Genomic DNA, 22672 nt, shown 5'->3' on the forward strand with positions numbered 1-22672 from the left:
GCGGACAGGTCCGGTAGGACAGCTTCGGCTGTCTTACCGGACCTGTTTCCGTAGAGAGGGCCCGTCAGAGGTGCGGCAGCCCGGCGTGGTCCGGGCACGCGGCGATCCTCGCGGTCTCCGCGGCGTCCAGGCGGCGCATCGGCGGGCTCATCACATTGGTGGTGATGATGCCGCGCAGCATCAGCGCCGTCTTGAACGCACCGAGGCCGGCGGCAGTGGCAGAGGCCGTGCCGGGGCGGGCCGCGCGAATGATGTCGAACAGGGCGACAAGGCGGTCCTGTTCGGCCTTGGCGGCGGCCCAGTCACCCCGAACCGCGGCCCGCTACGGGGGTCGGTGCCCCGGTGGGGGGCGCGGGGGTCTGGGGATGGACGCAGTGCCAGCGGTGCTCGCCGCTGCCGAGGGTGACGGCGGGAAAGACCGTGGCGCACGCGTCGTCCGCCTTCCAGCAGCGGGTGCGGAACGGGCAGCCGGACGGCGGGTTGGTGGCCGAGGGCACGGGGCCGGTCAGCACGATCCGTTCGGTGGCCTCCAGCAGACTGGGGGTCGCGGAGAGCAGTGCCTCGGTGTACGGGTGCGCGGGGGCGCCCGCCACATCCGCCGCGCGCCCCTCCTCGACGATGCGGCCGAGGTAGAGGACGGCGATGCGATCGGCGAGATAGCGCACGGTCTGGATGTCGTGCGAGATGAACACCATGCCGAGACCCAGGCGTTCACGCAGGTCGACGAGGAGGTTGAGGACCTGGGCGCGGACGGAGACATCGAGGGCGGAGGTCGGTTCGTCGGCGACGATCAGCTCCGGTTCGAGGGCGAGCGCGCGGGCGATGGCGACGCGTTGGCGCTGGCCGCCGGAGAGCTGCCCAGGCAGGGCGGCGAGGGTGTGGCCGGGCAGCCCGACCAGGTCGAGGAGGTGCTCGACGCGTGCCTCGCGCTCCTCGCGCGTACCGCGCCGGTGCACGTCGAGGGGGTCGCGCAGGATCTGGCGGACCGTGAGCCGCGGGTTGAGGGCGGTGGACGGGTCCTGGAAGACGACGCCGACGGCGGAGCCGAATTCGTCGCGGCGCCGGGCCGCGGGCATCTCCCACAGGTCGCTGCCGTGGAAGTGGACCTGGCCCTCGGTGGGCTTCTGCAGTCCGGTCAGCACCCGGGCGAGGGTGGACTTGCCGCAGCCGGACTCGCCGACCAGGCCGACGATCTCACCGCGCCCCACCTCCAGGGTGGCGTCGGTGAGGGCATGCACCGCGTCGCGGCGGAACACCCCGCCGCTGCGGGCCTTGTGGCGTACGTGGACGCCATCGAGCCTGATCACAGGGCGCTCCCTTCCAGCAGTGCGGCCTGCGCCGGGTGGTGGCAGGCGAAGCCGTGGTCGTTCGTGGTGCCACGCCGCGTGAGACCGGGGGTGGTGGTGCGGCACAGCTCGGTGGCCGCGGCGCAACGCGAGGCGAAGCGGCAGCCCTCGCCGAAGCCCTGCGGGGCGGGGACGATGCCGCGGATCTGATGCAGCCGGCCGGCGCCCGCTTCCAGGGAGACGACCGAGCCGAGAAGGCCACGGCTGTAGTGGTGGGTGGGGTCGGTGAGCACGGAGCGAGTGGCGCCGATCTCGGCGAGGCGGCCCGCGTACATCACGGCGACGCGGTGCGAGAGGTCGCCGACGAGCGCCAGGTCGTGCGAGACGAGGACCATGGCGAAGCCGAGTTCGTCGCGGAGCCGGACGAGGAGTTCGACGACCTGGGCCTGGACGGTGACGTCGAGGGCGGTGGTCGGCTCGTCCGCGATGAGCAGGCGCGGGCTGCGGGACAGGGCCATGGCGATCAGGACGCGCTGGCGCTGGCCGCCGGAGAGCTCGTGCGGATAGCTGCGCAGGGTGCGCTCCGGGACGAGGCCGACCAGTTCGAGGAGTTCGGCCGGGGTCTTCGTGCCGCCGCGCGAGGTGAGCTGCTTCAGCTGGGTGCCGACGAGTACGGACGGGTTGAGGGAGGAGAGCGCATCCTGGTAGACCATCGCGATCTCGGGGCCCATCAGGGCGCGGCGTTCCTTCGGCGGGAGATTCAGCAGGTTCCGGCCGCGGTACAGGATCTCGCCACTGACCTCGGCGTTGCGGGCGAGGAGGCCCATCACCGCAAGGCTGGTGATGGACTTGCCGCAGCCGGACTCGCCGACCAGGCCGAGGGTCTCGCCCTCGTGGACGGTGAAGTTCAGTCGGTCGACGACGGGGATGGCGCCGTAGCGGTCGGGGAAGCGGATCGCGAGGTCGCGTACGACGAGGAGTTCGGCGGCGTCCTCACGTACCGCGGTGATGGTCGGCTCGGTGGCGTTGACGCGGTTCGCGAGCTTGGTCAGGGCGGCGTCGATGTCCACGGTGGACGCGGCCTCGACGGGGTCGGGGGCCGTGGCCGTGGTGGGGTCGGCGGCGGCGCGGGCGCTCTTCGGCGCGGCGGAGGCGTCGGTGAGCCCCTCGGAGAGGATGTTGAGCGCGAGGACGGTGATCAGCAGCGCGAGGCCGGGGAAGAAGGTGGCCCACCAGCCGCCGGCCAGGAGAATCTGCCGGCCGTAGGCGAGGACGCTGCCCCAGCTCGGGTCGGGGTCCTGCACTCCGGCGCCGATGAAGGAGAGGCTCGCCTCGAAGATGATCGCCTCGGCGACCATGACGGTGGCGAACACCATGACGGGGGCCATGCAGTTGACGGCGACATGACGGAGCACGATGTAGCCGCGGCGGGCGCCGATGACCTTCTCGGCGGCGACGTAGTCCTCGCCGTACTGGGACAGCACATTGGCGCGGACCACGCGGGCCAGCGACGGGGTGTAGACGAACGCGATGGTGAAGATGATCACCGGGATGCTGGTGCCGAAGACCGCGACGAGGACGGCGGCCAGCGCGATCGGCGGGAACGACATCACGACGTCGAGGGTGCGCATGACGGACTCGTCGCCGAGCCGGCGGGAGGTCGCGGCGAGCGAACCGAGGACGGCGCCGACGGCCAGGGCGACGGCGGTCGCACCGAGTCCGATGGTCAGTGAGTAGCGGGAGCCGTGCACGACCCGGGCGAAGACGTCGCGGCCGGCCCGGTCGGTGCCGAACCAGTGGTCGCCGCTGGGCGCTTGTACCGGGGTGCCGGTGGTCAGCGGGTCCTGGGTGATCAGCGGGGCGAGGACGGCGCCGAGGATGACGACGAGCAGCACGCCGAGCGCGATGCGGGAGGTGACCGGAAGGGCGCGGAACGCGATGCCCGGTCGGGAGAGTCTGTTGGCCAGTCGGCCCGTGGCAAACATGTCACACCGTCCTGATGCGCGGATTGACCAGCAGATAGAGCAGGTCGACGATGACGTTGACCACCAGGAACGCGATGGCGATGGTCAGTACGGTGCCCTGGACCAGGGCGACATCGCCGCCGGTGACACCTTCGAGGATGAGCTTGCCCATGCCGGGCAGGTCGAAGATCGCTTCGATGACGACAGCGCCGCTGAGCAGGTAGCCGACCTTGATGCCGAGCACGGTCAGCGGGGTGACGAGCGCGTTGCGCAGCACCGAGCGGATGACCAGGAGCGGCGGCAGTCCGTTGCCGCGGGCGGTGCGGACGTAGTCACGGTCGAGTTCGGCGACCATCGACGTCCGTACGAGACGGGCGAGCGAGGCGGACACCGGGAGTGCGAGTGAGATCGCGGGCAGCGCCATGGTGGTGAGCCAGCCGCTGACCGAGTCGGCGGGATTGGTGTATCCACCGGTCGGGAAGACCGGCGTGTTCAGTGCGAACTGCTGGATGAGCAGCACCCCGAGCCAGAAGGACGGGATGGCGACCCCAGCCATGGACAGCACCCGGAACAGCTGGTCGGGCCAGCGGTCCCGGTACATGGCGCCGGTCACACCGAACAGGACGGCGAGGACGACCGCGAGGATCAGCCCGAGGGACGTCAGCTGCACGGTGAGCGGGAAGGCGGCGGTGATCCGGTCGAAGACGGGCTGGCTCGGCGGGACGGTCATCCCCAGGTCGAAGTGGAGCAGCTGCCCGAGGAAGTGGAAGTACCGCACGGGCAGCGGGTCGTCCAGCCCGTTGGCCTCGGCGAAGGCCGCACGGGCCTCGGGGGTGGCGCTCTCCCCGAGCGCGTTGAATGCCGGGGCGACAGGCGAGAACTGCAGCACCACGAAGACGAGCAGCGCGATGCCGAGGATCATCACCGGCATCATCGCGACGCGGCGCAGCGCGAGCCGGAGAAAAGCAACCATCGTCGGGTTCCTTGCGGTTGGTCGGCCGGGTCCGGTCCACCTGGCTGGGGTGGACCGGACCGGGTGATCGGGTGCGGTGGTTCAGCACCGGGTGATCTGACGTGGGGGTTCCGTCGCCGGATGTCCGTCGGACGGATGCACGACGGCGGATGACCGGCGCGGCGTGTCCCCCGCCGGCCCGGTCGGGAGTCGCGCGCGGTCAGGCGCGGCTGACGTCCAGGAACGACAGGCCCGTGGTGGGCAGCGGCTTGAAGCCGGGCAGCGCCTTCTCGTTCCAGGCGGTGGGCAGCTTCCGGTGCAGGATCGGGTAGAGCGCGGCCTCGTCGGCGACGAGGTCGGTGACCTGGCCCCACAGCTCCTTGCGCTTCGTCTCGTCGGCTGCCTGGGCTGCCTTGTCGAGGAGCTGCTTGACCTGCTTGTACGCGGCGGACTTGCCCCAGCCGTAACGGCTCTCCGGCCAGAAGCCGTAGTAGAACCAGCGCAGCAGCAGGTCGGCGTCGTTGCCGAAGACGGACGGGTCGCCGGGGGCGACGAGGACGTCGAAGCCGCCCTTGTCGACCTTGGCGTACTGGGCGGGCGACTGCGCGATGTCGAGGGTGACCTCGACGCCGGCCGCCTTCCAGCTCTCCTTCAGCAACGGGGCGATGTCCTTGACCCAGCCGGTGTCGGTGGTGAGCACCGTGAAGGACAGATCCTTGACGCCCGCGTCGGCGAGCAGCTTCTTCGCCCTGGTCACGTCGTGCGTGTAGACGGTGGCGGCCTTGTGGTAGTCGGGGTGGGTGGCCGGGACATAGCCCGTGGCCGCCGCGGCGTTGCCGACCATCGCGGTGGAGATGATCTTCTCGGTGTCCAGGGCGTAGTGCAGCGCCTGGCGCACCCGCTTGTCGGCGAACCGCTTGTCGGCGGTGTTGAACATCAGGAAGAGCAGGCCGAAGGACTGTACCGACTCGGTCTTCGTGGAGCCGGAGAGCCGCTTCACGTCGATGTAGGGGACGTCCTCGATGGCCTGGATCCGGCCGGACTCCATGGCGCTGACGCGCGCCGACGGGTCCGACATCAGGCGCCAGATCATCTTCTTGGCCTTGGCCGGGTGCGGGCCGTTGTACTTGTCGTAGGCCTCGAAGACGATCTTGTCCTCGCGGGTGGCCGAGACGAACGCGTACGGCCCGGAGCCGACCGGCTTCGCGTCGAACGCCTTGGGGTCGGGCTCGACGATCTTCCTCGGGACGATCCGGGCCACGGCGATACGGGACGGGAAGAGCGCGAAGGCGTACCTGAGCTTGAACTCGACCGTGCTCGCGTCGATGGCCTCGACGGTGTCGATGAACGGCACGAACTGCGCCATCAGTGAGGTGTTCTTCGGGTCCAGGATGCGTTCGAAGCTGAACACCACGTCGTCGGCGGTGACCGGCGATCCGTCGTGGAAGGTGGCGCCCTTGCGGAGCGTGGCCCGGTAGGTCGTGGCGTTGATCTTCTTCGGCATCTCGGTGGCGAGCGCGGGGCGGGCCACGAGCGTTGCCGGATCGAGATCCACGAGGCCTTCGAAGATGTGCATGTTGGCGGCGTACGGAGTCGCGCCCGAGGTGATCATCGGGTCGAAGCCGGTCGACAGGGGGTACGAGAGACCGGCCTCGATGAGGCCGCTGCCGCTGCCCTTGCCCGGCGAGCCGTCGGCGGTCGAGGTCGGTCCGCCGCATGCGGAAAGGCTCGCCGTGATGGCTGCCGCCGCACCGACAGCAGTGGTGTAACGCAGGAAGGTGCGGCGCTCGACACCGGCTGATCTCAGCTCGGGCACGGGTCCTCCAGGGATGTCGGGGGTGGGACGGAAGGGCGGGAAAGAACGAGGGCGGAAGCAGGATCACGGAGATCGCAAAGCCCGAAGCATCAGACGTCAGATGTCTGATGCCTTGATAGCGTGGGAACGTAGCTTGACAATGGAGAGGGGTCAAGAGGTGGGGAGTTCACATATGTCCGGTACGAGGCCCGGCCGGCAGCTGCTCCGGCAGGAAGTCGTCGAGGGCATCAAGCGCTACATCCTCGAAAAGCGACTGCGCCCCGGAGACCCGCTGCCCACCGAGCCGGCCCTGTGCGAGGCGCTCGGCGCCAGCCGTTCCAGCGTCCGCGAGGCCGTCAAGATCCTCAATGCGCTGGACATCGTCGAGGTCCGCCACGGGCACGGCACATACGTCGGCCGGCTGAGCCTGTCCGCCCTGGTGGAGAGCCTGACCTTCCGCGGGCTGCTCTCCCCCGACGACGACTTCCAGGTGTTGGCCGACCTCGTCGACGTACGCGAGCTCTTCGAACGCGGGATGGCCGACCGGATCGTCTCGCTGCTGACCCCGGAACAGCTCGACTCGCTGGAAGGCCTGGTGGCCACCATGCGCGCGACCGGGACGCAGGAGGGGAACGACTTCGTGGAAGCCGACCGGGCGTTCCACGCGCTGCTGGTGGCACCGCTCGGCAACCAGCTGATCGGCCAGCTGTCGATGGCCTTCTGGGACGTGTACGCGATCGTCGCGCCGCATCTCGACGGATTCACCCACGCCGACGAGACGACGACGATCGCCGCCCACCAGAACATCGTGGACGCCGCGCGGGCCGGTGACATCGCCGGCTTCATGAAGGCGCTGGGCGAGCACTACGCGCCGGTCAGGCGGCGGATCTCGGAGGCCCGCGCCCGCGACGCGGCAGCCATGGACTGACCGGACGTCGACGTCCACCGGGGAACGGAGCCAGGCCCTGCCGCTCACAGGGCCTGGCCCGGCGGGCCCTTGACGAGTGCCGCAGCGGTGCCTGGGGTCCGTGCGCGAACAGGACATCAGACAGGTGGCGGCACCCGCGTACGCACTGCCCCGTCCGCGGGCAGCACGTACGCGGGTGCTCCTTCAGCGGGCGCCGGACACCGGCGCCCGCGCCGCACCGGTCAGCTCGGCCATGTCGACGATCCGGTCCGCTGCCTCCGCCACTGCCGGATCGTGGGTCGCCACGACGGTGACGCACCGGTCCCGGCGGGTGCGGTCGGCGAGGAGAGCGGCCAGTTCGCCCGCCTGTGAGCGGTCGACGGCCGCGGTGGGTTCGTCGACCAGCAGCAGGTTCGGCGCGAGGAACAGGGCACGGGCCAGGGCGACGCGCTGGCGTTCGCCGCCGGAGAGCTCCTCCGGGCGGTGGCGCAGGCGGTGGCCGAGACCGACCTCGGCCAGCGCTTCCTCGGCGCGGGCACGGTACGCGCGAGGGCGCCTGCCGCTGATGTACACGGCGGCCAGGAGCTGTTCGACCGCGGGCAGGCCGGAGAGCAGATTGCCGCTCTGGAACATGTAGCCGATCCGTTCACGGCGGATCGCCGCACGCTGTGCGTCGGTGCGGGTCGCCAGGTCCTCGCCGTCCAGCAGGACCTGGCCGGCGGTGGGCCGCAGCAGGGCGCCCGCGACGGCGAGCAGGGTGGACTTGCCTGATCCGGACGGGCCGACGAGCGCGGTCGTACAGCCGGGCGCGAAGGTGACATCGAGGCCGTCGAGGACGGTGGTACGGGCGTCGGCGCGACCGAATTCAACGGTGACGCCGGTCAGTTCGAGGCTCATCGGCTGGCTCCCAGCATGGTCAGTGGGTCGGCGGAGGTGACCCGGCGCAGGGTCAGGGCGGTGCCCGCGAGGCCGACGGCGGCGACGGTGCACATGGTGACGGCGAGCGTGGCGGCGGGCAGGCTGAACGGCACCTGCTCACCGACCAGCAGCCCGACGGCTGCGGCGAGGACGGCGCCCGCCGCGGTGCCGAGGACGACGACCAGCGCGGCCTGGAGCACGGTGTGGGCGAGCAGCCGCCTGCGGGAGGCGCCGAGGGCGCGGAGCAGGGCCAGTTCGGGCCGGCGCTGCACGGTCCACACCGCGAAGAACGCGCCGACGACCAGCGGGGCGATCAGGTAGAGGAAGACCTGGATCAAGTTCATCGTGACGCGTTCACCGGTGTAGCCGGGGGCCGCCTCGTACGCCTTCTCCTTGGTGAGCGTCGTGGTGGAGAGCCGCTGGTCGAGGGCGGCGAACGAGGCGTCGCCGGCACGGCGTACGGCAAGGGCGCTGAACTGGTCGGGGATCGTGACGGTGGCGGAGGCCGGGGCGCCCGGGGTGCTGAAGCGGATGCGCTGCCAGGTCGTCAACGGGACGTAGGCGGCGGGAACATGCCCGTAACTGGAACGGTCGGTGAGGCCGGTGACGTGCAGCCGGATGCCGAGCCGGTCGATGACGAGGGTGTCCCCGACCCTTACCCCCTCGTCGGCGAGCTTGGCGGGGCCCGGCGGGCTCGACTCCGGTCAGCGTTCGAGGCGCGTGCGGATGCCGTCGAAGTGTGTGCGCATCGCCCGCACCGCCCGTTCCCCGTCGGCCGCCGCGACCGCCGCGACGATCTCGCGGTGCTGGGCGCAGGTGACCCCGGGGTCCTGGTGACCGTCGTCGACGTCCTCGCGCACCCGGTCCATGGCCGCCCAGAACGCGTCCAGCACCTCGCTCAGCAGGTGATTGTCGAGCGAGGAGTACAGCGCGAGGTGGAACGCGCGGTCGGTGGAGCGCGCGACGCGTCCGGTGCGCGCCTCGGCCTCCATCTTGGCCACGAGCCCGTGCAACACGGCCAGATCCTCTTCCGGTATGCCGGCCGTGACGGCTCCGACCAGCCCCGCCTCCAGCGCCTCCCGCACCTTCATCAGCTCGGCGAGCCCGGGCTCACCCCGGCCGTGCCGGACGGCCGCGCGGAAGGCGAGCGCCTCGACGAACGGCGAGAGGGAGAGCGAGCCGACGAACGTGCCGAAGCCGCGGCGGACCTCCACGACGTTGACAGCCTGGAGCGCCTTCAGAGCCTCGCGCACGGAGACACGTCCGACCCCGAACATCTCCATCAGCTCGGCCTCGGTGGGCAGCGCGTCGCCGGGGCCGAGCCTGCGTTCCAGGATCAGCTCCTTCACCTGGCGTTCTATGTCCTGAGCCATGGTGGGGCGCGCCACAACGTCCTCCTGAGGTGCTGTTGCCCCTTGACCGGTCGCAGGAGCATCTGTTTAAGGTGAGGTCAGACATAGGACATCTTACGTCTCACGTCTCGATCTGCGCAGCCGCCACAGGCCGCGATCGGTGTCCCGACAAGCTGGAGCCCTCACCATGTCTCTGACCGCACCGCTGCACGGCGTCGTCCCGCCGGTCTGCACCCCGCTCGACTCCCACGGGGAGGTCGACACCGCTTCTCTGGCCGAGCTGGTCGAGCACCTCATCGGCGGGGGCGTGCACGGACTCTTCGCGCTCGGCTCGACCAGCGAGGTCGCCTACCTCACCGACGAGCAGCGCGCCGCAACTCTGGAGACCGTCGTCCGTGTCACCGACGGCCGCGTCCCGGTACTGGCTGGTGTCATCGACACCACCACCGCACGCGTCGCCGAGCACGCCAGGACCGCCGCCGGCCTCGGCGCGGACGCACTGGTTGCGACGGCGCCGTTCTACACCCGCACCCACGGCAAGGAGATCGCCCAGCACTTCCGCCGGCTGCGGACGGCCGTCGATCTGCCGCTGTTCGCCTACGACATCCCGGTCGCCGTCCACAGCAAGCTTTCCTCCGCGCTGGTACGCGAGCTCGCCAAGGACGGCACGCTGGCCGGCCTCAAGGACAGCAGCGGCGACGAGGGCGGGCTGCGCCGGCTGATCGTGGAGCTCGGCGGGCGCGAGGGCCGCAGGGAGGGACCGGCTCCAGAGTTCAGCATCCTCACCGGTTCCGAACTCACCGTGGACGCGGCGCTGCTGGCCGGCATCGACGGCGTGGTGCCGGGCATCGGCAATGTCGACCCGGCCGGGTACGTCCGGCTGTACAACGCCGCGCGGGCCGGCGACTGGGCGCTCGCCGCGAGGGAGCAGGAGCGGCTCGTCGCACTGTTCGCCATGGTCGATGTCGGCCCGGAGGCGGACATGGGTCGCAGCTCGTCGGCGCTCGGGGCGTTCAAGGCCGCGCTGCAGCTGCTCGGGATCATCGCGTGCGGCGACACCGCGTTCCCGCAGATCCGGCTGAGCGACGAGTCGGTCGCCCTGGTGGCGCAGCGGCTGCGCGCCGCCGGCCTGCCCACGGTCCGATGAGCCAGAGCCCGCCGTCCTCGGCCACCGGCGCCCCGGTGATCGGACTCGATCTCGGTGGTACGAAGATCGCCGCCGCGCTCTTCGGCGCGGACGGCACCGTCCTGGCGCGGCACAGCCGGCCCACCCCGGCCCGGGACGGCGCCCCGGCGGTGCTCGACGCGCTCGCGGCGGCGGCCGCCGAGGTCGACCCGGCGCGGCTCGCCACCGCGCTCGGCGTCGCCGCCGCCGGAGTCGTCGATCCCCGTACCGGCAGGGTCACCAGCGCCACCGACTCGCTCCGCGGCTGGGCGGGCACCGCGCTCGGTGCCGGGCTCGCGGACCGTACCGGACTGCCGGTGGCCTGCGACAACGACGTACGCGCCACTGCCGGGCCGGAGCTCGCCGCGCTGGTCGCGGAGGGGTCGGCCCATGCGTCGCTGCTGTTCGCTGCGATCGGTACCGGTGTGGGCGGCGCGGTCGCCGTCGACGGGCGGATGCTGCACGGCGCCTCCGGTATCGCCGGACATCTCGGCCATCTGCCCAGCCCTGAGGCCGCGGGGCTGCCCTGCACCTGCGGTGCCACCGGCCACCTGGAGGTCATCGCCTCCGGCCCCGGCATCACCGCCCACTACGAACGGCTCACCGGCACCTCGGTGGACCGGCTCGAGACCGTGGCCGAGCGGGCCGCGCGGGGCGACGCGGACGCCGTCCACGCCATCACCACCGGCGCGGCCGCCACCGGCCAGGTGCTCGGCGGGCTCGCCAATGCCCTCGGCCCCGACCGGGTCGTCATCGGCGGCGGCGTCCCCCGGATCGGCTCGCTGTACGGCGATGCGCTCGCCGCGGCGTTCGTCGCCGAGCTGATGCCACCACTACGGGGACTCGTACCCGTCGCACCGCTGTTCGGCCACGACGCCGCGGTGCTCGGCGCCGCGGCCCTGACCACCACTCTCCCTCTCCACCACCCAGGAGCTCTCCGATGACCGCGCAGGAACTGGCCGCCTCTCTCCAGGGCAAGCTGATCGTGTCCTGTCAAGCGCCTCCCGGTGACCCGATGCGGGAGACCGGCACCCTGGTCCGGCTCGCGCAGTCCGCCGCCGCCGGTGGCGCCGCAGCGATCCGGGCCAATGAGCCGGAGGTCGTCGCCGCGATCGCCGCGGCCGTCGAACTGCCGGTCATCGGGCTCTGGAAGGACGGCGACATCGGCGTCTACATCACCCCGACCGTCCGGCACGCCCTGGCGGTCGCCGAGGCGGGCGCCGCCGTCGTCGCCGCCGACGCCACCGACCGGCCGCGCCCCGACGGCTCGGCCTTCGCCGAGCTGGTCACCGCGGTCCATGGGGCCGGTGCGCTGGTCATGGCCGATGTGTCGACACTCGCCGAGGGCGTCGCCGCGGCCGCGCAGGGCGCGGACTTCGTCTCGACGACGCTGTCGGGCTATGTGCCCGGGACGCCGAAGCAGACCGGTCCCGATCTCGACCTGGTGGCGGCGCTCTCCGCCGCGATCGACGTCCCGGTGGTCGCCGAAGGCCGTATCAACACCCCCGAAGAGGCCGCCGAGGCCCTGGCCCGCGGCGCCCACAGCATCGTCGTCGGCACCGCCATCACCGCTCCCACCGCCCTGACCACGCGCTTCGTGGCGGGCATAACCCGTCCCTGAACCAGCCCCCACCACGCGGGCGGCCACTCAAGGGCGAGTGCCGTGCCGCATCCTGGAGACACCGTGCAGACCGCCACACCCCCCACGCTCCCCTGGTACCGCGAGGTGAGCCCCACCCAGTGGAAGTCGTTCTTCGCCGCCTGGATCGGTTATGTCCTCGACGGCTTCGACTTCGTGCTGATCACTCTCGTCCTCACCGAGATCAGTGACGACTTCGGTCTGAGCACGGTGCAGGCGGCCAGTCTGATCTCCGGTGCGTTCATCACCCGCTGGTTGGGCGGTGCGGTGCTCGGCGCCGTCGGAGACCGCTTCGGGCGCAAGCTCTCCATGATCCTGTCGATCCTGCTGTACTCGCTCGGCACCTTCGCCTGCGGGTTCGCCTGGAACTACCACAGTCTGTTCGCCGCCCGGCTCGCCATCGGCATGGGCATGGCCGGTGAGTACAGCGCCAGTTCCACCTACGTGATGGAGAGCTGGCCGGCGAAGCTGCGCAGCCGGGCCAGCGGATTCCTGATCTCCGGCTTCTCGGTCGGCTCGGTGCTCGCCGCACAGGTATACAACTGGGTCGTGCCGTCGCTCGGCTGGCGCTGGATGTTCTACCTGGGCCTGATCCCGATCGCGATCGCGCTGTGGATGCGGCGGGCGCTCCCGGAGGCCGAGGAGTGGACGGAGTCCGTCGCGGAGAAGGGCGCCAAGCCCAATCCGTTCCGGCCGCTGTTCGTCACCCGTGCCCGGGCCACCGTCAACACGATGCTCGTCGTCCTCGCCACCGTCTCTCTCTTCATGATCTTCACCCCGGCCGGTACGGGGATGGTGCCGGTGCTGTCGGTGGTCGCCGGCCTGACGCTCGCCGCGTTCGCCGTGCAGCTGGGCGGGAAGCGCAGCTGGTTGCTGTATCTGTCGATGATCGTGACGCTGTTCTTCGCGTTCCTGTACTCGTGGCCGATCCAGGCACTGCTGCCCACGTATCTGAAGACGGAGCTGGGCTACACCCCCGACCAGGTCACCGATGTCCTCTACTTCGCGGGCTTCGGCACGATGGTCGGCTGCTGGACGGCGGGCTTCCTGGGCGACCGGATCGGCGCGAAGAAGGCGTATGCCCTGACGCTGCTGGCATCGCTCGCCTTCGTCTATCCGGTCTTCGCCGTGCACAACAATCTGCTGCTGCTCGGCGTCCTGCTCTTCCTGCTGCAGGCGACGAGTTTCGGCATCTCGGGGCTGCTGCCGCGCTACATCGGCGGCCACTTCCCGACCCGGAGCCGGGGCGCGGCGCTCGGCTTCACGTACAACGTGGGAGCGCTGGGCGGCGCCGTCGCACCGGTGCTCGGGGCGCATCTCGCGTCCGGCATGGACCTGGGCCGGGCGCTGGCCGTGCTGACGTTCGCGGGCACGGTGATCGTGGTGCTGCTGGTCGGGTTCGACGTACCGGCACGGCTGAACCGGCTCACGGACCCGGACGCGGAGTGGGATCATCTGGCGGTGCCGTCGGCGACGGAGCTGGTGGCCTGAGAGCCCGTCGGGTGACCTTCGATCGGAAAGCGGACGCGGTCTGGTGCGTGCGATTCCAAGGCGCTGGAAGGTCCTCGGATAGGGTCTCCCCTGCTCGTCGTGGTTGGGGCGCTGAATCGCCGATCGGCAGTGAGACGCTCGGCGTCTCACTGCCGATCGTCGCCTACCGAAGTCAGACGTCCGGCCACCGATCGAGACGACGTCTCAGTGTGACACCGCAGACCATTGGTGAGATGTGGATCACCTTTCGGGGGTGGATGTCACACTCCGGGTGCCCGGATCGCTCTCAGTCCTGAATGCATCCGCGACGAGAGGCTCTCCGATGTACTACCCCCCGCCGGACTCACAGGCAGCCTCATCCGAAGGCAGCCCGCGGGAGGCGGCGTCAGATCCGGCGGCGGACACCGCGACACTGGTGTTCAACGACCACCGTGAGCTGCTGTTCTCCATCGTCTACAACATGCTCGGCAGCGTCGCCGACACCGAGGACGTGTTGCAGGAGACATGGCTGTCGTGGACGACCAGAAACCAGGCGCCGAGTGCGGAGCGGATCGACAGCCCGCGCGCCTACCTGGTGCGGATCGCGGTGAACCGGGCCCTCGCCCACCAGGCCACCATCAGTCGCCGCCGTGAAACCTACGTCGGGCCATGGCTGCCTGAACCGCTCGTCGGCCCCCTCACCGACACTTCCGTCCCCGACAATGCCGCTGATGAGGCAGTGCGCGCCGAGTCGGTGTCAATGGCGCTGCTGGTGGTCCTGGAAACCCTCACTCCACTGGAACGCGGGGTGTTCGTCCTGCACGAGGTGTTCGGCTACGCCCACACCGAGATCGCAGAAATCCTCGGCCGCAGTCCCTCGGCGATTCGCCAGCTCGCCCATCGCGCCCGCGAGCACGTCCACGCCCGACGTGCCCGCTACGAGCCCGCCCCGCACGTCCGGCAGCAGGTGACCGAACGGTTCCTGGCCGCCGCGCTCGGCGGTGACCTGGACGCCCTCCTTCAGATTTTGGCGCCGGAGGTGACCCTGTGGGGGGACGCCGGAGGCAAGGGCCAAGCAGCGGGGGGCTGGCGGCCGCTCCATGGCCGGGGCAAGGTCGCCCGCCTGCTCGCCGCTGTGGGCCCCCACTCCGGCAAGGGCCTCGACATCGCCTACCGCAGCGTCAACGGCGACCCGTCGGCGCTGCTGTTCGCCGGCGACACCCCCTACGCCGTCCTCGTCCTCGACCTCACTCCGGACGGCAACCAGGTGTGCGGGATCTACGCCGTCGCCAATCCCGACAAGCTCTCTCACGTCGACTGAACACTGAGGAATTTACATCGTGCGAAGAATGGCGTCATTGCCCAGTGGCAGAGTGGCGAAATGGGTCGTCCTCGCCCTCTGGATGGCCCTGCTGGTCCCGGCCCTCATGCTGGCCGGCAAGCTCGGCGACGTTGAGAAGAACGACAATTCGGCCTGGCTGCCCAGTAACGCGGAGTCGACCAAGGTCGTCGACCGAGCCGAGAAGTTCCAGTCTGCCGATACCCTGCCCACGATTGTGATCTACGACCGGCCCGAGGGCATCACCTCCGCCGACATGACCAAGACCCGAGCCGACGCCGAAGCCTTCAAGGGCATCACAAACGTCGTGGGGCAGCCACAGGGCCCGGTGAAGGCCCGGGACGGCAAGGCCATCCAGACCGTGGTCCAGGTTCACAAGGACAAGACGGGCTGGGAAGGGATCGGCAAGGTCGTCGACGCGATGGCCAAGGTCGGCGAAGAGAACGCGGGTGGTCTCGGGTTCCACGTCACGGGACCGGCCGGTTACGCATCCGACTCGATCAAGGCCTTCAGCGGAGGAGGCGGCCTGACAACGATCACCGCGTTGGTGGTGGTCGTGATCCTGCTGTTCACCTACCGCAGCCCGTTGCTGCCACTGCTGCCACTGCTGACCGTGGGCGTCGCCCTGGTCACGTCGGAAGCGGTGATCTACCTGCTGGCGAAGAACGCCGGACTCACCGTCAACAAGCAGACCAGCTTCATCCTGACCGTGCTGGTGTTCGGTGCCGCCACCGACTACGCCCTCCTGCTCATCTCGCGGTACCGGGAGGAGTTGGGGCGGCACGAGGACCGGCACGAGGCGATGGCGGAGGCCCTGCACCGCTCAAGTCCCGCGATCATCGCCAGCGCCGCGACCGTCGCGGTCAGCCTGATGCTGCTGATGCTGGCCACCCTCAACTCCACCCAAGGGCTCGGGCCGGCCTGTGCCGTGGGCATCCTCGTCGGGTTGCTCGCCATGGTCACCCTGATGCCGGCCCTGCTGGTCATCTGCGGCCGCTGGATCTTCTGGCCGGTGAAGCCGTCGTACGGATCGGCCGGGGCGACCAAGGAGGGCCTCTGGACCCGGGTCGGCACCGCCGTCTCCGGCCGACCGCGGATCGTGTGGATCGGCACCGCGCTCGCCCTCGGCGTCATGGCGATCGGGGTGTTCGGGCTCAAGGCCGACGGGCTCTCCGCCAAGGACCAGTTCACCAACAAGCCGCAGATGGCCGTCGGCGAGGAGATCCAGTCCAGGCACTTCCCGGCCGGGTCGGGCGACCCCATCTACGTCGTGGCCAAGGCCGCCTCGGCGGAGCAGGTGAAGACCGCGCTGTCCGGCGTCCCAGGAGTCGCTGACGTCTCGACGCCTATGACCAAGGATGGTGAGGCCATCATGCTCGGGGAGCTCAAGGACGATCCCAGCAGCACGGCCGCGATGCGCACCGTCAAGCAGGTCAGAACCGCGGTCCACAAGATCGAGGGGGCGGATGCCCGAGTCGGCGGCAACACGGCGATCACTCTGGACACACAAGAAGCGGCCGCCCGTGACTCCAAGGTGATCATCCCCATCGTGCTGGTCGTGGTGTTCCTCATCCTCACGCTGCTGCTGCGCGCGATCGTCGCCCCGCTGCTGCTCATGGCGACGGTGGTGCTGTCGTTCGGAGCGGCCCTTGGCGTGAGCGGTCTGATGTTCAACCACGTGTTCCACTTCGCCGGGGCGGAAGCCTCCTTCCCGCTTCTGACGTTCGTGTTCCTGGTCGCCCTGGGCATCGACTACAACATCTTCCTGGTCACCCGGGTGCGCGAAGTGACACTGCTGCACGGCACCCGGCGCGGCGCGCTGATGGGTCTGTCCACCACTGGGGGCGTGATCACCTCAGCGGGTCTGGTGCTGGCCGGTACCTTCGCGGCGATGGCCTCGCTGCCGCTGGTGTTCGCGGCCGAGCTCGGGTTCGCGGTGGCGTTCGGCGTGCTGCTGGACACCATGATCGTCCGCTCGGTGCTGGTCACCGCGCTGACCCTGGACGTGGGTCGATGGATGTGGTGGCCCAGCAAACTGTTCAGGCGTCACGACGCCCCCCGGCCGCCGGTGGGCAAGCCCGACCTCGAACCCGCTCTCAGGGGCATGTGACAGCCTTCCGCCACGGGTCTTCCGGCGCCTGCCGGGAGGCCCGGTAAGGACGACAGGCGGACACGGCCCCGTCGCGGAGCATCCGCAGCCGAGGCATGACCGATTCGTACAAGACCCGTGGCGCGTGTCCGTTCTACGTTCGGACCATGACTCCACGACTCGACGCGATCGGCATCACGACCGCGGATCTGGCCGCATCGCTCGTCTTCTACCGCCGGCTCGGGCTCGACATCCCGGCCGGGGCGGATTCCGCACCCCATGTCGAAGTGACCCTGCCGGGCGGGCAGCGCCTCATGTGGGACACCGAGGACGTCATCCGCTCCTACGACCCCGAGTGGTCCGGTGCGCGGGGCGGCGACCGGGTCGGGCTCGCGTTCCGCTGCGACGGTCCGGCGGAGGTGGACGCGGTGTACGACGATCTGACCGGCGCCGGGTACCGGGGCCATCTGAAGCCGTGGGACGCCGTGTGGGGGCAGCGTTACGCGGTGGTCCTCGACCCGGACGGCTGCGCGGTGTCGCTGTTCGCCAACGCCTCGCAGTAGGCGGTCAGGGTCGTACCGGCCAGTTCGCGCATCTCCCGTGCGAGATGCGCCTGGTCGGTGCAGCCCGCCACGAGCGCCGCCGCGGCGTACGGCGTTCCGGACCGTACGAGAGCGAGCGCGCGCTGCAGCCGCAGGACCCGGGCCAGGGTCTTGGGCCCGTAGCCGAAGGCCGCCAGGGAACGGCGGTGCAGTTGGCGAGCGCCGAGACCGGCCGTGTGCGCGGTGTCGGCGACGGACCGGCCCCGCGCCAGCTGCACGGCGACGGACCGCATCAGCGGGTCCGCCGGCCCCGTCTCGGCCGCCCGCCGCAGTGCCACGGACTCCAGGGCCGTGGCGGGGTCGGCGGCATCGGCGATGCGCTCGGCGAGTACGCGCATCTGAGCGGCCGGCCACAGATCGGCGAGCTCGACCCGCTGATCACGCAGTTCGTCCGCCGGTACGCCGAGGAGCGCCGGTGCGGTGCCGGGGGCGAACCGGATGCCGGTGAACCGCCCGCCGGTCGCGCCGGCGGGCTCGTACGCACGGGTGTCGGGCCCGGCGACGAGCAGCCGGCCGTCGATCCAGAGCAGGTCCATGCAGCCGTCGGGCAGTACCGGTCGGACAGGCCCCTCGGGCACCTGCCGGGTCCAGACGACCGCCCCGCCGAACCGGGACTCCCGCTCCTCGTACGTGTCGCCCATGGCTCCACGCTAACGGCCTCCCCCACGACAGGGGGTGGATCGGCGAGCGGCGTCGTGCGGCTTCGACGACAACGCGGCAAGCGGAGTCGCAGGGCGTCGGAAGGCCAGTCCCTGTCGTGGGGGAGGCCGTAAGGGCTGTCCCCGCTACGAACGGGACTCCCGGGACCCCTTCGTCTCCTGCTTCGCATCCTTGGCCGGGTCCTTGGCGATGTCCTTCTCGCCCCTCGGCTGCAGCAGCCGGGACTTCACATCGTCCGGCGGCAGGAACCGCGACCACCGCTCCGGGAACTCGGACGGCATATAGGGACTGTCACCGTCCTCGTCGTACTCCGCCTTCGTCCGTGCCACCAACTCCGCGGCCTGGGCGGCCCGCGCCCGGTCGTTGGCCGCACGTGCCGCCGCCGTCGCCACCGACGGCCACACCCGGTCGATGGCGGCGTTGACCGCCGCCCCCACCAGTACCGCGAACGCGGAGATGCCGATCCACAGCAGCACCGCGATGGGGGCGGCCAGCGACCCGTAGATCGTCGGCCCCTCGACCGTACTGGTCAGATAGATCCGCAGCAGGAAGCTGCCGACCACCCACATGGCGAGCGCCACCAGCGCGCCCGGCACGTCCTCCATCCAGGGCGACCGGACCGGCACGGACACGTGGTAGAGCGTCGTCAGGAACGCGATCGACAGCAGGATCACCAGCGGCCAGTACAGGACGCTGATGACCTCCGTGCCCCACGGGACGAACTCCACGACCCGGTCGGGGCCGACCACCAGCAGCGGCAGTACGACCGCGCCGAGCAGCAGCGCGACGATGTACAGCAGGAAGGAGAGCAGCCGCGTCTTGACGATGCCGCGCTGGCCGTCGAGGCCATACATCACGGTGATCGTGTCGATGAAGACGTTCACGGCGCGGGACCCGGACCAGAGCGCGATCGCGAAACCGATCGAGATGACATCGGGCCGGGCGCCGGTCGTGACGTCCGCCAGGAGCGGTTTCGCGAAGTCGTTGACACCCCGCTCGGACAGGACCGTCTGCGCCGCGTTGAGGATATTGCGCTCGATGGAGGCGACCGTGGTGGTACTGGTCCACTCGTCGACATACCCCAGCAGTCCGATCAGACCGAGCAGCAGGGGCGGCAGGGACAGCAGGGTGAAGAACGCCGCCTCGGCCGCGAGTCCCAGAATGCGGTACTCCATGCACGAGTTGACGGTGTCCTTGAGCAACTGCCAGACCATCTGCCGCTTGGATACGTTGCGGTAGAGGACTCGGGCCCGGTGGAGCCGACCCGGTGGCCGCTCGGGTGTTTCATTTGCTGCCTGCACATCCTTACCGTATCGGCATGGCAGCCACCACCCACACCGTGTCCAATCAGGTCCCGCCGCTGGTCGGCTACGACGTCTTCGCGGCCGACCGCGCGCTCACCGAGGCCGTGGAGCGGCATCTCGCGCCCGAACGGCTGGCGGGGGTGCGCGAGGAGCTCCACGACCTGGGCCGGGCCGCGGGGTCCGCGCAGGTCCAGGAGTGGGGCACGCAGGCGAACGAGAATCCGCCGAAGCTCCGTACCCACGACCGGTACGGGCATCGCATCGACGAAGTGGAGTTCCACCCGTCCTGGCACCGGCTGCTCGGGCACGCGGTCGGCGCCGGGCTGACCGATGCCTGGGGGCGGCCCGGCGGGCATGTGCGGCGCACGGCCGGGTTCCTGGTGTGGACACAGGCCGAGGGCGGGCACGGCTGCCCGCTGTCGATGACGCACGCGGCGGTGCCCGCGCTGCGGACCGATCCGGTGCTGGCCGCCGAGTGGGAGCCGCGGCTGACGTCGTCGGTGTACGAGCGGGGGCTCCGGCCCGCCGCGCAGAAGGCCGGTGTGCTCTTCGGGATGGGCATGACGGAGAAGCAGGGCGGCACCGATGTGCGGTCCAACACGACACGGGCCGAGCCGCTGTCCGCCGACGGCGAGTATCTGCTCACCGGGCACAAGTGGTTCTGTTCGGCGCCGATGTCCGACGGCTTCCTGGTGCTGGCGCAGGCGCCCGGCGGGCTGACGTGCTTCCTGCTGCCCCGGGTGCTGCCCGACGGCACCCGCAACGTGTTCGCGATCCAGCGCCTCAAGGACAAGCTGGGCAACCGGTCCAACGCGTCGGGCGAGGTCGAGTTCGACGGGACGTGGGCACGCCGGGTCGGCGAGGAGGGACGCGGGGTCCGCACCATCATCGAGATGGTGGCGGCGACCCGGCTGGACTGTGTGACCGGGTCGGCGGCGCTGATGCGGCAGGCGGTGGCCCAGGCGGTCCACCACTGCACGTACCGCAGCGCGTTCGGCGGGGTGCTGATCGAGAAGCCGCTGATGCGGAACGTACTGGCCGATCTGGCACTGGAGTCCGAGGCGGCGACAGTGCTGGCACTGCGGCTGGCCGCCGCGTACGACGCCGGTACGGAGGCGGAGGCCGCGTTCCTGCGGATCGCGGTGCCCGCGGCGAAGTACTGGGTGACGAAGCGGTGCACACCCATGGTGGGCGAGGCGCTGGAGTGCCTGGGCGGGAACGGTTACGTCGAGGAGTCCGGGATGCCGCGGCTGCTGCGCGAGGCGCCGCTCAACTCGATCTGGGAGGGCTCCGGGAACGTACAGGCCCTGGACGTCCTGCGGGCGCTGCAGCGCGAACCGCAGGCGCTGAACGCGTTCCTCCAGGAGGTCGGCAGGGCGCGCGGTGCCGATCACCGGCTGGACGGGGCGATCAAGGGCATGCTGACCGAGCTCGCCGATCTGAACGGGATCGAGGCGCGGGCCCGTCGGCTCGTCGAACGGATGGCGCTGGTACTGCAGGGTTCGCTGCTGGTCCGCTGGGCGCCGCCGGAGGTCGCCGACGCGTTCTGCGCGTCGCGGCTGGGCGGGGACTGGGGCGCGGCGTTCGGGACGCTGCCGCACAGTCTGGACCTGGCGTCGATCGTGGAGCGAGCGCGGCCCATCGCGCACTGATCCGCCCGGAACAGCGACGGAGGGTGGTGCTGCGCCGACACGGCACCTGCCGAAGTCGCTGAAACCGGGCCGGGTGTGGCTGCCGTCGCTCGGCATGTGCCAGGTGGAGCCGCTGCCCGGCGGCTGGCTCGTGCAGGTGGCGGACGGCCCGTGGGAAGGGCCGCCGCACCGAGTGGTCCTCGACCTGAGCCGGCCGCGCGGACTCACGGCCAACGTGGTGGGCCCGGTCGGCACCTGGACCCAGCGGCTCTCGCCGCGCCACGCCGAGCTGCTGTACGCGCTGGCGCTGCACCGCGAGGGGCGTACGGCGTCCGAGCTGGCGGAGGACATCTTCGGTGACGCGACCCGGACGGTGACGGTCCGGGCCGAGATCTCGCGGATCCGGCGCCATCTGGCCGAGGTGCTGGCGCACCGTCCGTACCGCTTCCGCGAGGGCGTCGAGGTGGAGGTGATCCACCCGGAGCATCCGGGCGATCTGCTGCCGCGCTCGACGGCTCCGGTGGTGGTCAGGGCCCGTACGACGGAGTGACCGGAGAACCGGAGTCCTCCAGTCCGTACCGCGGGACAGGCTTGGGCCAGAGCTGCACGGCATGATTCCCTGACAGCCATGAGCAACACGGAACGCACAGCCGCCGCCGAGGTGACCGTCTGGTCCCTGGAACAGACCTCCCCCGACGACCTGAGGCCCGCCGCAGCCCCCGAGGGCGACATCCGGATCGTACGGTCGGCGGTGCCGCTGCCCGAGTTCAGCCGGTTCCTGTACACGGCGGTCGGGGGCGACATCCAGTGGACCGACCGGCTCTCGATGACGTACGCGCAGTGGCAGGAGGCGCTGGACCGGCCCGGTGCGGAGACCTGGGTGGCGTACGAGAACGGGACCCCGGCCGGGTACATCGAACTGGACCCGCAGGACGAGGGCGTCGTCGAGATCATGTACTTCGGACTGATCCCGGCGTTCCGCGGCCGCCGGATCGGGGGCCATCTGCTCGCTCACGGGGCCGCGCGCGCCTGGGACCTGGCGGAGCGCTGGCCGGAGCGGACGCCGACGAAGCGGGTGTGGCTGCACACCTGTTCCAAGGACGGCCCGCACGCGATGGACAACTACCTGCGGCGCGGGTTCCGGCTCTTCGACACGAAGGTGGAGCTGGAGCCGGACGTGGCCACGCCGGGGCCGTGGCCGGGGGCGCAGCGGTAGGACGCAGGCCGGCGCCTTGCGCGCCGCGGGGCCGTCCCGGGACCGGGACCACTTGTTGCGCCCCGCCGCGCGAGGCGCCGCGCCGGATCGCCGTGCGTCCGCCGGGTATGTGCGGCTGCCCGAAGGCGGCGATCCGACCGGACCTCGTACGGACACACCGGGAGCTAGCGGCTCATACGGATCGGAACGCCCCCCTCCTCAGCGTGACCGGCACCACATCGTCTCATGTTTCGGGACAGTCTCGTCCACATCATGGATAGTGGTGGACTGCTCCGAGACGCGCGTGACAGGCTTCCGTCATGCCTGGAACTGGGATCGCCTTGGTGAGTCGACGCCACGTCGACCTCGGCCGCATGTCCAGCGCCATCTGTCCGGCGAGCTGA

The 22672-nt window shown here is 70.6% G+C and carries 19 protein-coding genes and 3 pseudogenes; 12 read left to right on the forward strand and 10 right to left on the reverse strand.

The window, feature by feature from the left end:
• Window positions 1–64: 64 nt before the first annotated feature.
• The 5 genes and pseudogenes from ACGFSA_RS08160 to ACGFSA_RS08180 form a co-directional block, all read right to left on the reverse strand.
• Window positions 65–319: pseudogene (locus ACGFSA_RS08160) on the reverse strand (dihydrodipicolinate synthase family protein); the annotation flags it as partial.
• Complete coding sequence (locus ACGFSA_RS08165; RefSeq protein ID WP_393301394.1) at window positions 303–1307, reverse strand: oligopeptide/dipeptide ABC transporter ATP-binding protein; 1005 nt, start codon at window positions 1305–1307, stop codon at window positions 303–305. The gene ACGFSA_RS08165 and the pseudogene ACGFSA_RS08160, both read right to left, overlap by 17 nt.
• On the reverse strand, window positions 1304–3271 hold the full coding sequence (locus ACGFSA_RS08170; protein ID WP_393301397.1) for a dipeptide/oligopeptide/nickel ABC transporter permease/ATP-binding protein: 1968 nt from the start codon (window positions 3269–3271) through the stop codon (window positions 1304–1306). The genes ACGFSA_RS08165 and ACGFSA_RS08170 overlap by 4 nt, the downstream gene beginning before the upstream one ends.
• A 1-nt stretch (window position 3272) precedes the next feature.
• Entirely contained in the window at window positions 3273–4223 is a 951-nt protein-coding gene (locus ACGFSA_RS08175; protein WP_393301400.1) for an ABC transporter permease, read from the reverse strand.
• 199 nt (window positions 4224–4422) lie between these two features.
• A complete protein-coding gene (locus tag ACGFSA_RS08180; protein ID WP_393301403.1) occupies window positions 4423–6018 on the reverse strand; it encodes an ABC transporter substrate-binding protein in 1596 nt (531 codons plus the stop codon).
• A gap of 172 nt (window positions 6019–6190) precedes the next feature.
• On the opposite strand from ACGFSA_RS08180, the gene ACGFSA_RS08185 reads away from it, so the two are divergent.
• Window positions 6191–6925 (forward strand): FadR/GntR family transcriptional regulator, encoded by a 735-nt coding sequence (locus tag ACGFSA_RS08185; RefSeq protein WP_393301406.1) that lies wholly within the window; start codon window positions 6191–6193, stop codon window positions 6923–6925.
• A 183-nt stretch (window positions 6926–7108) separates the two neighbouring features.
• Here ACGFSA_RS08185 and ACGFSA_RS08190 read toward each other — a convergent pair whose 3' ends face one another.
• The 3 genes and pseudogenes from ACGFSA_RS08190 to ACGFSA_RS08200 form a co-directional block, all read right to left on the reverse strand.
• The gene (locus ACGFSA_RS08190; protein WP_393301409.1) at window positions 7109–7801 is read right to left on the reverse strand and encodes an ABC transporter ATP-binding protein; all 693 of its coding nucleotides are present in this window, start codon (window positions 7799–7801) and stop codon (window positions 7109–7111) included.
• Window positions 7798–8502: pseudogene (locus tag ACGFSA_RS08195) on the reverse strand (ABC transporter permease); the annotation flags it as partial. The pseudogene ACGFSA_RS08195 and the gene ACGFSA_RS08190, both read right to left, overlap by 4 nt.
• 24 nt (window positions 8503–8526) lie before the next feature.
• Window positions 8527–9210, reverse strand: a complete 684-nt coding sequence (locus ACGFSA_RS08200) for a FadR/GntR family transcriptional regulator (protein WP_393301412.1) — start codon at window positions 9208–9210, stop codon at window positions 8527–8529.
• Window positions 9211–9361: 151 nt separating this feature from the next.
• On the opposite strand from ACGFSA_RS08200, the gene ACGFSA_RS08205 reads away from it, so the two are divergent.
• The 7 genes from ACGFSA_RS08205 (at window position 9362) to ACGFSA_RS08235 (ending at window position 17439) form a co-directional block, all read left to right on the forward strand.
• A complete protein-coding gene (locus tag ACGFSA_RS08205) occupies window positions 9362–10321 on the forward strand; it encodes a dihydrodipicolinate synthase family protein (protein WP_393301415.1) in 960 nt (319 codons plus the stop codon).
• Window positions 10318–11283: an ROK family protein gene (locus tag ACGFSA_RS08210; RefSeq protein ID WP_393301418.1), complete on the forward strand. Its 966-nt coding sequence runs from the start codon at window positions 10318–10320 to the stop codon at window positions 11281–11283. The genes ACGFSA_RS08205 and ACGFSA_RS08210 overlap by 4 nt, the downstream gene beginning before the upstream one ends.
• The gene (locus ACGFSA_RS08215; RefSeq protein ID WP_393301421.1) at window positions 11280–11960 is read left to right on the forward strand and encodes an N-acetylmannosamine-6-phosphate 2-epimerase; all 681 of its coding nucleotides are present in this window, start codon (window positions 11280–11282) and stop codon (window positions 11958–11960) included. Before ACGFSA_RS08210 ends, ACGFSA_RS08215 begins: the two co-directional genes overlap by 4 nt.
• 63 nt (window positions 11961–12023) lie before the next feature.
• Window positions 12024–13469: a sialate:H+ symport family MFS transporter gene (locus tag ACGFSA_RS08220; protein WP_393301424.1), complete on the forward strand. Its 1446-nt coding sequence runs from the start codon at window positions 12024–12026 to the stop codon at window positions 13467–13469.
• Window positions 13470–13884: 415 nt separating this feature from the next.
• Entirely contained in the window at window positions 13885–14769 is an 885-nt protein-coding gene (locus ACGFSA_RS08225; protein ID WP_393301427.1) for a sigma-70 family RNA polymerase sigma factor, read from the forward strand.
• Between the two features lie 16 nt (window positions 14770–14785).
• Entirely contained in the window at window positions 14786–16897 is a 2112-nt protein-coding gene (locus ACGFSA_RS08230; RefSeq protein ID WP_393301619.1) for an MMPL family transporter, read from the forward strand.
• A gap of 95 nt (window positions 16898–16992) precedes the next feature.
• The gene (locus ACGFSA_RS08235) at window positions 16993–17439 is read left to right on the forward strand and encodes a VOC family protein (RefSeq protein WP_393301430.1); all 447 of its coding nucleotides are present in this window, start codon (window positions 16993–16995) and stop codon (window positions 17437–17439) included.
• Here the strand turns inward: ACGFSA_RS08235 and ACGFSA_RS08240 are convergent.
• On the reverse strand, window positions 17376–18119 hold the full coding sequence (locus tag ACGFSA_RS08240; protein WP_393301433.1) for a DUF6597 domain-containing transcriptional factor: 744 nt from the start codon (window positions 18117–18119) through the stop codon (window positions 17376–17378). The two genes, ACGFSA_RS08235 and ACGFSA_RS08240, sit on opposite strands and share 64 nt — an antisense overlap.
• A 144-nt stretch (window positions 18120–18263) precedes the next feature.
• Complete coding sequence (locus ACGFSA_RS08245; RefSeq protein WP_393301436.1) at window positions 18264–19439, reverse strand: YihY/virulence factor BrkB family protein; 1176 nt, start codon at window positions 19437–19439, stop codon at window positions 18264–18266.
• Window positions 19440–19456: 17 nt separating this feature from the next.
• Here ACGFSA_RS08245 and ACGFSA_RS08250 point away from each other — a divergent pair, with 17 nt between their 5' ends.
• The 4 genes and pseudogenes from ACGFSA_RS08250 (at window position 19457) to ACGFSA_RS08265 (ending at window position 22672) form a co-directional block, all read left to right on the forward strand.
• The gene (locus tag ACGFSA_RS08250) at window positions 19457–21094 is read left to right on the forward strand and encodes an acyl-CoA dehydrogenase family protein (protein ID WP_393301439.1); all 1638 of its coding nucleotides are present in this window, start codon (window positions 19457–19459) and stop codon (window positions 21092–21094) included.
• Window positions 21095–21140: 46 nt separating this feature from the next.
• Window positions 21141–21623: pseudogene (locus tag ACGFSA_RS08255) on the forward strand (helix-turn-helix domain-containing protein); the annotation flags it as partial.
• Window positions 21624–21701: 78 nt separating this feature from the next.
• The gene (locus ACGFSA_RS08260; protein WP_393301442.1) at window positions 21702–22289 is read left to right on the forward strand and encodes a GNAT family N-acetyltransferase; all 588 of its coding nucleotides are present in this window, start codon (window positions 21702–21704) and stop codon (window positions 22287–22289) included.
• 299 nt (window positions 22290–22588) lie between these two features.
• On the forward strand, window positions 22589–22672 hold the full coding sequence (locus ACGFSA_RS08265) for a putative leader peptide (protein WP_310739661.1): 84 nt from the start codon (window positions 22589–22591) through the stop codon (window positions 22670–22672).

The organism is Streptomyces sp. NPDC048496 (genome assembly GCF_043200055.1).
In the GTDB taxonomy this organism is placed as follows: Bacteria; Actinomycetota; Actinomycetes; order Streptomycetales; family Streptomycetaceae; genus Streptomyces.